The following is a 6,996-nucleotide window of genomic DNA, read 5'->3' on the forward strand; positions in this document are numbered from 1 at the left end:
TTTTATTTTTCATATGTGTTTTCCATTTTTGCTATTCTATGTAGAACAATTTATCTGTTTTTTTATAAAATGTTGTATTCAAGATACTTTTATACTATCTAAATTATTTGCAAATTTAAATAATGAAATCATTTATATAAAAACAACTATACCATTATTGATTTCTATTACATTGAAATAATTTTAGGATTTTTCAATAAAGATTTATTATATATTCAGGCAAAATGTTCTAAGGTAAGATAATATTAGAACTTTGCTGTTACAAAGAAATAAAGATATAATCAAGAAATTACATGTTATTAAGTGGTTAAATTAAGAACATAGGTTAGGTTAAATAATATTTTTAATATTTTTTGAGATTATAAATTTAGATCATTTGAAATGAATTTTAGAATTTTAGATAGTATTCAAGACTCGAATACATATATTATTATAAAGCTTATTCTATAAATTTCAATATTTTTTAAAAAGAAAGTATTGAAGAAATCAATACTTATTTAATATGATTTTAAAGAATTATTTTTAGCCTTTTTTATATCTTGCAAATGCTTCAGCATTAATAAACATAAAATTGTAATTATTGCTCCAAAGGTTAACATAAGAATTAATTGAACTATTATTTGACCATTAATAAAAGTTGTGGTGCTGCTTAAACTGGTGTTATTTGAATATACAAGCTTTTGCAAAATTACAGTTATTCCATTAATTCCACAATGTAATATCATTGAAGAAAATAAGCTATTAGTTATTCTTACTACATATGCAAATATAAATCCTATAACTGCAGTATAGAAAAATTGTTGCATATTTAAATGAAATATTCCAAAGAACAATCCCACTATTAAAGAAGATTTAAATGTTGAAATATTATTATATCCATTTAAAATTATTCCTCGCATTGTTATTTCCTCAGTAATAGCTGGCATTACTGCAAATACTAAAAATAGTACTATAAATGGTGTGGAATTAAGTTTTTGAAAAGCATTTTGAACATTATTAGTAAAGAACATTGATGATAAACCAGAAAGAGCTGACATTATTAAGAAACTTCCTAATATGATTGGAATTAAACATAGAATTTGTTTTATTGATATTCTATTTAATTTTAACACGTCTTTTAGATTTTCTTTTGTAATAATAAAATAGATTATTGCTGGCACTATAAAGCTAAAGAAATGAGACATAGCTAACAAAGCAGCATAGTTTTTTATTCCTGCTAATGAGCTTATATAAAGAACCATATACGGTACAGTTATTTCAAGTATCAGAATAATCAAGAAATAAATATTAGATTTTGTTATAGTAGATTTCTTCATGTAATTAAATATCCTCGCTTAATTTTATTTCTATTTTTTTAGTTTCTTGAGCTAATTCATTTAGCATGTTTTTACATTGATTATCTTTCTTATCTATAATTTCTAAAATTTCATCATACACCTTATATCATCTCCTTTCCTATTATAAAATTCATATAAAATATCTTCAGGGGTTGAATTAATTATTTCTTTTTCTGTGATAGATAACACCTGAAAATAGATTAATTCTAGTATAACATAAATTACCACTAATTATAATTTGAATAATAAAAATGGCCTAGATTACTCTAAGCTTTTTTCTAAGTAAGTGATTTTATAAAATAAAAACATATCTATTCTTAATTTTTTAATAAATATTTCTTTATTATTATTTATAATCCCTTAAACAGGTCAATACTCATTTCCACGTGCTAAAAATAACACATTAAAATTTTAGCACATCAATTTTGTGACAATCCCTTAAACAGGTCAATACTCATTTCCACAACAGGATATAATGTTCTAACACATGGGTATGACGCAGTGTGACAATCCCTTAAACAGGTCAATACTCATTTCCACAGCAACCATTTTTTTCGCCCTCAAAGCCCCTATTCATGCGGGTTGATTTTTCAATTTCCAAAACCTATTCTTTAAGATGCTTTTTTTGATGTTTTTTATTAAATATTTTGCACTTAATTGTAAGTCAAAAAAGTAGCTCAGCCTACTAATATCAAGGCTTAAGAGCTTTTTTCAAAACCTACCCCCTATTTAGAGCCTTTTTAGGGTTTTGGATTTTGTAAATAAAATCCTTTAACACATATAATTATATCATAGTTTTAAATGATTTTTATAAGATTTATGATTATTTACTAAAATTTAATTTTATCAAATTGTTAGTGAAAAATAAAAAGAAGTACTTACAATATTTAAAATATTGATAAATACTTCTTTTTATAAAAATTTTCTTTTTTAAAATTCCACTTTCATTATATCATTTCAATTAATTTTGAGCAAACTTTGTAAATGTATTGGTAAAGTCAATTGATGAAGATATATCATCAACCTTTTTCTGATCTATACTAAGATATTTTTGGGTTACAGCTATACTGCTATGATTTAGCAGAGTTTGTAATAATAATAAATCTTTTGTTTCATTATATACCTTCATAGAAAAGAATTTTCTGAAACTATGGGTGCCTATATTAATCAATCCTAGTTCATCAACTACAATCTTTAAACATTTCTGAATATTTCTTTCAGTACAATTAATTAAATAATCATTTGGAGCAAGGTTATGTGATATTGTGTAATTTAATATCAAATTTCTTAAATTACTATTTAATTGTCTATATTGAAGTTTATTAGTTTTCTTCTCATGAATTGCTATTTTATCTGACATAAAATCTTTTACTTTTAATGCAACAACATCACTTATTCTAAATCCACATGTTGCTTCTAAGGTTAATGCCAATGCGACATTCTTTTTAGGTCTGAAGGTTTTCTTCTTCCCATTTTTAGTGTATTGGAATCCAGTGCATAACATTTCAATAATTTTATTATATTCATTTTCATCCAAAGGTCTTTTTGCCATACCTTTAACTTTTTTGCTTTTTTTAGGAGTTTCAGATTTTGTTACATTTCCCTGATTATTTACACTATTATAAAAATCCATAAATTCAGAAAATAAATTTTTTATATTATCGTTATTATTATTCATAAAATTTTGACCATTCACATATGTCACTCCTTACTATTATTTAATAAAGATTATTAACAAGATATAAATATTACAAAACAACATTTAATTTTGTTCGGAAAAGTTAAAAAAAGTGTTCGCATTATATATTTTATAATATCTTATAAATGCACTATTTGCAATAGGTTTATAAATTATGTTCGCATTTTGAATAAAATACGAACGATTTTAATTGAAAAAAAATAATATAAAATTGCATAGGTATTATTTTCATTATTGGAATTTTAATCAATATATATATGTCAAAGACACAACATCGATTTTAAAGAAAAAAATATTTTAAGTTTTTGTTAAAACTATAACTTGTAAGTTTTAAAATAAATTCAAAATATTTTTTTTGTGAGAATCCAATTGACAAAATATAGGCTAAATTTGTATTGCTTAAAATCAAATTACTCCATATACTTATCTTTTTTCTAAATCAAGAATTCTTTTCAATAAAAAAGATGGTTAGATATATTATCAATACCTAATCATCCTTTCTCTTTATCTAAAACACTAGTGCGTAGCACTTGTGATTAGTTTCCTATCCTCTATGTTTTAAGCATTCTTTTTAGTTTTAACTACAACTGCTCCTGCTAGAGTTAATCCTACTAAAGCAACTACTACATTAGATGCATCTGAAGTATTAGAAGGTTTAGCTGGTTTAACTTCTTCTGGAGTTTTAGTTGCAGGTTCAACTGGTTTAACTTCTTCTGGAGTTTTAGTTGCTTGTTCTTCAGCTGGAGTTTCTGTTGCTGGTTCAACTGGAGTTTCTTCTTCTGGAGTTTTAGTTGCTGGTTCAACTGGAACTTCTGGTTCTTCTTGTTTAGGTAATTCACCGAAAGCTACTGATTTACCATCTCTAGAAATGTTATGAACTTTTAAGTCTCTAGTACAAACTGCTCCAAAGTTTCCTTCAAGAGTCCAAACTTGAGTTGCTGGGTCAAACATATCTGGGTGTAATACTAAATTCATAGTTGCGATATTAGCATAATTAGAAATAAAGTTAGCATCTGCAACTAGATAATAACCATTTTCATCATGTTGTAAATTATCAATAAACCAGCTATTTTCTTTAGTAACATTAGTTAGGTAAACTTTATCACCAAAGTAATATTCTTTAGAAGCATCAGCAAGATAAACAGAATTAGGATCTACCTCACTAGTTAATTCTTCAGCAGCATAAGTTTTTTCAGCAGTTGTTACTTTTCCTAAATCATTTGTTACTTCAACTTTTACTGTATAGTTACCTGGTAGTACTTTTGCACTAATGCAAAAAGCACAAACATCTCCAGTTAAATCTTCCCTGAAGCTATAATCAGAATCAAATGCATTACGATACTTTTCATCAGAAGTTAATGTGTATTCATCTTTAAAAATTCCATTATCTGAAGTAACTAAAACTTTAATTGATACTGGTTTAGAAACTGCATCATTGTATTTTACACAAACAGGTCTATATGATTCATCAACACTATCATCTAAACTGAAGTCTATTGAAGTTTCCATTTTGTCTATAAAGTCTTGGTCTTTTTCTAGGATTGCTTTAACTTGATGTACTTTACCTTCTGGAGCATCTGGGGTTGTATCTTCCCATCTTACAAATTTGTATCCTTCAGGAACTAAATCATTTATAGATTTACCTCTATATGATTCAAATACTTCTCCAGTTTTATTGTTCCAGAATTTAGTAGGATTTACTGTATTATCAACAACACTCTTGCATAATACCACATCATTTACAAAATAGCAAGTCATTATTCCTTTTTCTTCACTAGGAGTTGAAGTAGCAACTGTAGTTTCTTCTGTTCTAGCAACAGTTTTAGCACTAGCAATCATTGGTGCTGTTAATACAGCTCCGACAGTCATAATAGCAACTAATTTATTTACATTTTTACTCATAATAATCTCATCCCTTTTTATCTCACAGTTATAATTTTAGAATATCATTTTATGGAAATTATTCAATAGAATTACCAACATATTAACAGAAATGAAATAGAATATTAATTATTTTAATTTTTAATGATTTTGGCCTTTATCGGACATATTATTAATATAATTGCCTTGAAACCATTGATATAACTGCATTTGATTTTTGTGAAAGCGAAAAAATCTTCAGTCCGTAAAAGGACAATTAATTTTTAAAGGGCCTCTTACGGACGTTTGATTATTAAAAAATATAATCTTTTAGAAACGCTAATTACTTAATTTTTCTATATTTTTGTTTTTTTACAACTTAACATTAAACGTTCAAGCTTTTTATCTGTAGAATAATGATTATATATTTTTTTGCTAACTTCATCAGGATCAACCAGCCAAGTATTGCCTATCTTTTTTACATTTATAAGTCGTTGCTTTTGACATGCATGCTTTATAGTTCCTTCTACTTTATTTGTTTTTTTAGCAACATTACTTATAGTATCTAAATTATTGAGTTTATTAAATAATTTTGTTTTTAATGCATCCTGAACACACATAATAAATTCTCTTTCTACTGTTTTTTTTATATTCCAACTAGAACCAAAGATTGGGATGTTTTTTAATATATCCAAATTAGCTATCTTTGCTAGCATATAACCTATCTCTTCATAATCAAGTGCTTTTTTAAATGAATAGTTATTACTTGTATCTAAAGTTTCTTTAATATATTGAGCAGCTGCTAAAAAATTTAAATATCCATTGTCTTGCAAGAAAAATTTATAACAATCATCTAAGTTATTAAATAATCTTTTTTTAGTATATTCAATGTATCTTATAAAAATACAGTGGAGTTTTGCAAAGCTATCAAATATTGAATCAAACAGATTAGTCAATATAAATGGATAAAAACCATACATAACCAAGTTATTAGAATAATAATTATTCATATTAATAGTTCCATTTCTTACAGAACAATTATAAGTTCCATAACTTTCTAGTTTGACATAAACAGCAGAATAAACATAATTAACAGTTATTTTATAATACATATCATTGGTATATCTATTTTTTAATTCAAGATTTGAATAGCAAGTTAGGTCCTTAAGATAAGGTTCTATTTCTTGATCTACCCATAGCAAATCATCAATAATATCACTAACATAACTAAACAATTTTGAAATCAAATCAAAATCATAATTCTTTCGTACTGAATAATGTCTAAAAAATTCATTTATTTCATTTAATTCAGAATCTTTTATTGCATCTTTTGATAAATAGTTAAATAATTCATTTAATTTATTTAATTTATTTTTGTTATTATTAATTTTTTCATATTTTCCGTGTTCAATTATATTGTTAAATTTATATTCATTTATTTCTTCATAATGATTAGCAGTATTATCAAAATTATTATTTAAATTCTTTAACATTTCAAGTAATTCTTTGGTATCCATAATGTAAATAGCTCCTTTCCTTATTTTCTACCATTTCTTTAGAGATTTTATTTATTCTTTGAGCTTCTAACCATGACTTTACGTGTTTAGGCTTGCAATATTCATTTATAAGAATGGACCTATGTCAATATAGTAGACACATTTTTTTAGTTTTTTAAGCAGATTGTGTAATAAGATCTTCATAAGCTTGTGGAGTCATATAACCAATTCTGCTATGAATTCTTTTTCTGTTATACCAACTTTCAATATACTCAAATATTGATATCTTTGCATCTTTAAAATCAATATATTTATTCATTTTTTCATCTTCCTTTTTAAAGCAAGAATGAAAAGATTCCATTGGTGCATTATCATAAGGATAGCCTTTTTTACTATATGAATGTTTTATAGACAATTTCTCCAGATATTTCTCAAATTTATTGCTTGTATATTGTGACCCTAAATCACTATGAATTATAAGTCCTTTAGTATTTGGATCTTGATTGCTTACAGCATTCTTTACGGCCTGAAGAGCCAAATCAGCATCAATAGTTTTAGACATATGCCAACCAACAATTTTAGCACTGCAACAATCAAAAACAGA

5 protein-coding genes are annotated in these 6,996 nt (G+C 25.5%); all 5 read right to left on the reverse strand.

The features are described 5' to 3' along the window. Positions 1-497: 497 nt before the first annotated feature. Positions 498-1,316, reverse strand: a complete 819-nt coding sequence (locus ACTNAO_RS03715; RefSeq protein ID WP_441026299.1) for a lysostaphin resistance A-like protein — start codon at positions 1,314-1,316, stop codon at positions 498-500. Positions 1,317-2,298: 982 nt separating this feature from the next. Further along, positions 2,299-3,033 (reverse strand): tyrosine-type recombinase/integrase, encoded by a 735-nt coding sequence (locus ACTNAO_RS03720; RefSeq protein WP_441026301.1) that lies wholly within the window; start codon positions 3,031-3,033, stop codon positions 2,299-2,301. 561 nt (positions 3,034-3,594) lie between these two features. Next, positions 3,595-4,938, reverse strand: coding sequence for a hypothetical protein (locus ACTNAO_RS03725; RefSeq protein ID WP_441026302.1), 1,344 nt, complete (start codon positions 4,936-4,938; stop codon positions 3,595-3,597). A 314-nt stretch (positions 4,939-5,252) separates the two neighbouring features. Beyond that, entirely contained in the window at positions 5,253-6,413 is a 1,161-nt protein-coding gene (locus ACTNAO_RS03730) for a hypothetical protein (RefSeq protein WP_441026304.1), read from the reverse strand. Between the two features lie 154 nt (positions 6,414-6,567). Continuing rightward, on the reverse strand, positions 6,568-6,996 hold a 429-nt coding region (locus ACTNAO_RS03735; RefSeq protein WP_441048048.1), incomplete at its 5' end, for an IS3 family transposase.

The sequence above is a fragment of the Clostridium sp. HCP1S3_C6 genome (assembly GCF_052066735.1).
GTDB lineage: Bacteria > Bacillota > Clostridia > Clostridiales > Clostridiaceae > Clostridium.

Coding starts and splice junctions, on each gene's coding strand:
- ACTNAO_RS03715 (WP_441026299.1), bottom strand. CDS start 1,316: ATGAAGAAATCTACTATAACAAAATCTAATATTTATTTCTTGATTATT.
- ACTNAO_RS03730 (WP_441026304.1), bottom strand. CDS start 6,413: ATGGATACCAAAGAATTACTTGAAATGTTAAAGAATTTAAATAATAAT.
- ACTNAO_RS03725 (WP_441026302.1), bottom strand. CDS start 4,938: ATGAGTAAAAATGTAAATAAATTAGTTGCTATTATGACTGTCGGAGCT.